This is a genomic window from Phormidium pseudopriestleyi FRX01 (genome assembly GCF_017313335.1).
Lineage (GTDB): Bacteria > Cyanobacteriota > Cyanobacteriia > Cyanobacteriales > Laspinemataceae > Laspinema > Laspinema pseudopriestleyi.
This window is the reverse complement of the sequence record NZ_JAFLQW010000588.1, coordinates 1-2751: the sequence shown is the minus strand read 5'-3', so window position 1 is coordinate 2751 and position 2751 is coordinate 1. Positions and strand designations below refer to the sequence as shown.

Here is a 2751-nt window from a genome sequence, read left to right as displayed (position 1 = left end):
TGAATCCGGCTAAATCGGGGTTGACGGCGCGATAAAAGTTTAAATCGGCTAAGTTGACTGCCATTATTGACCTCTTGTCACAGTATTGAACAATTATAGGGCTTTGAGGCGCGGAGGTCGGCATCGGTGCTTTCCTTGACCCTGGCGCTGATGCGGGTTTGGACCTCGTGGCGGTTTCAAAACAGGCGATCGCCTGTGAAAACCCTGGGTTTGGGTTTTAGGGTGAGTCCCTGGTGGGGTGTTGTCGAATAGAGAGACAGGCACTCCAGGGGATGTCTCATCGCTCTCTAATAGTTTACTAGGAGAAGGGTGGCAAAATTATGCACAGTCGTCGGATGGGTTGGGAAAATTTGTAATGTCAGAAATCATCGCTGTACTCTCCTAAACAACCTCGGTGAAGCCATGACTTTAGTATGTATCCCAGGAAACAATTCGCTAGTGATGTAGATTGATGCTGTGGTCCGATCGCGATCGCCGCAATTCCCCCCTTCACCTGGACTCCATTTTTTGTTAAAATTTAAACAGCTCATTCAATATCAAGAAACCTTAGCTTACTTCCTAGCACAGACTACCCTGGAGCGTTTAAACTTGAACTGAACCCATTTAACCGAAGAATAGTTCTAACTCAGCAGTATTCACCCTTGAAGCGAATCCTTGCTCTATCCCAACCCTAAAAACCCATCTGTTCAATGTCCTATGCCATCCCAGCCGGAGTCGATGCCAACCCAGACAGCGACCAAAAGTCCCAATTTAACAGAGTTCTACCCCCAACTCACTCCTCCTCTGAACCCGGGTCAGTTCTGGATTGGTGGTCACATTCGGGGTAAATTTCACCCCCTTCATCCTAATGGAGCTTGACAACGGATTCGGGAATCGAGTAAACCTAGCCCTAGGAGCCTGTGGCTGTCTTCCTAGCGAACGGCCATCCCCATCAACCCTCCACCGATGCTCCCTCCGAGGTGAGCCGATCGGCACTCAGACGGCTACTACTCCTGAGAGATTACGGATGTCTGCACTCCCGAAGTACACCAATTGAGATACCTTAGAAACAGAACTACATAAAACTTTACAGTCAGGAAAAATCCTCATGTTTGAGTATTTCACAGAAAAGTCCATAAAAGCAATTATGCTGGCGCAGCAGGAAGCTCGCCGCCTCGGTCATAACTTTGTAGGGACCGAGCAGTTACTCTTAGGATTAATTGCTGAAGGAACTGGCATTGCCGCGCAGGTCCTCAAATCCGAAGGCGTCACCCTGAATAAAGCTCGGGTAGAAGTCGAAAAAATCATCGGTAGAGGTAGCGGATTCGTCCCCGTGGAAATCCCCTTCACCCCTCGCGGTAAAAGCATTTTAGAAATGTCCCTGCGTGAAGCCAGCCAACTGGGACAACAATACATCGCCACGGAACACCTCCTGCTTGCCTTAACCCAAAGCCGAGAAGGGGTTGCCTTTAAAATCCTGGAAAACCTCGGGGTCAGCCTAGAACGAGTTCGTGCAGAAGTAATTAAACGAGTCGGGGAAAATCCTGCACCCGCCAGTGCCGTTTTTGGTGGCGAACGGGGTCGGGGTCCTGGGTCCCAAAAAGCGCTGCAACTGAGCGAATTTGGGGTGAACCTGACGGAAAAAGCGATGGAAGGGAATCTGGACCCCGTTGTAGGACGGAAAAAAGAAATTGAGCGGATTATCCAAATTTTGGGACGGCGCACCAAAAATAATCCCGTCTTAATTGGGGAACCCGGGGTGGGTAAAACCGCGCTGGCGGAAGGATTGGCGCAACGCATCGCTAATCAGGATGTTCCTGAAACCCTCAAGGATAAACGAGTGTTTACCCTGGATATGGGGTCAATCTTGGCGGGGACGCGCTTCCGAGGAGATTTTGAGGAACGCATCAAAATGATTATGGAGGAAGTGCGTCAAGCTGGGAATATCATTCTGGTGATTGATGAAATCCATACTCTGGTTGGTGCCGGTTCCGTGGAAGGTGGGATGGATGCGGCGAATCTGCTCAAACCGGCATTGTCGCGGGGAGAGTTCCAGTGTATTGGTGCGACAACGTTAGATGAGTATCGCAAACATATCGAACGGGATGCAGCGTTAGAACGGCGCTTCCAACCCGTTATCATTGGCGAACCGACGATTCAAGAGACGATTGAGATTTTGCAGGGTATCCGGGTTCGTTATGAAGAACATCACAAATTGACTATTTCTGATGAAGCGCTGGTGGCTGCGGCGAAGTTATCGGAACGGTATATTACCGATCGCTTTTTGCCCGATAAGGCGATCGATTTGATTGATGAAGCGGGTTCCCGAGTCCGCCTGCGGAATGGCAAAATGCCATCTGCACTGCGACAAATGAAAAAACAACTCACGGAAGTTACCTTAGAGAAAGAAGCGGCAGTCCGTGCTCAGGAGTTTGAGAAAGCCTCCAAATTGCGCGATCGCGAGTTAACCCTAGAGGAAGAACTGGATCAACGCATCAAAACCGAGTATGCAGAAGTGCAAAATACCAAAAACCTCGTCGTCACCGGGGAAGATATCGCGGAAATTGTCGCATTCTGGACCAGTGTCCCGGTGAGCAAACTCACCGAATCCGAGTCCGAGAAACTGATGCTGATGGAAGAAACTCTGCATCAACGTTTAATCGGTCAAGAAGAAGCAGTTAAAGCCGTTTCCCGTGCGATTCGTCGTGCGCGAGTTGGCTTAAAAAATCCCAACCGTCCGATCGCCAGCTTTATCTTCTCTGGTCCTACCGG

General features: G+C 49.7%; 1 protein-coding gene. It reads left to right on the top strand.

Going from position 1 to position 2751, the window contains the following annotated elements; genetic code table 11:
- Positions 1–1087 precede the first annotated feature (1087 nt).
- A partial coding sequence (locus J0895_RS22545; protein WP_207090238.1) for an ATP-dependent Clp protease ATP-binding subunit occupies positions 1088–2751 on the top strand: 1664 nt, incomplete at its 3' end.